The following is a 366-nucleotide window of genomic DNA, read 5'->3' on the forward strand; positions in this document are numbered from 1 at the left end:
GTTCGGCTTGTTGCCAAAGTCCCAGTGATGCCAGGGCCTCTTTGGCATAAATGCCCGCCGGCACATGTTTGGGATCGCCAACAGCCAGTCGGCTACCGCTTAATGCCTCAGTGATGTCCCATGAGCCGTTTAGCGGCACTGAGTCCACCGATTCAGACTGATGCGTAACCAGGAATAACCGATTGTGCAGTAAATCGTTGCGTGATTTGCTATTGATCACTTGCTGCTCTGCCGCATAATCCATCCACTTTGTATTTGCTGATAAATACAAATCGGCAGGGGCTCCCTGAGCTAACTGGCGGGCAAGCGTTGACGAAGAAGCAAACGAGAGTACAACCTCATTGCCGCTGGTATTCTCATAACTCT

The 366-nt window shown here is 51.1% G+C and carries 1 protein-coding gene; it reads right to left on the reverse strand.

What is annotated here, in order from left to right; translation table 11 throughout:
- Positions 1-366: molybdate ABC transporter substrate-binding protein (gene modA, locus ACYP03_RS24720; protein WP_459782487.1), on the reverse strand; the 366-nt coding region annotated here is incomplete at both ends.

Source organism: Photobacterium sp. R1 (assembly GCF_054600795.1).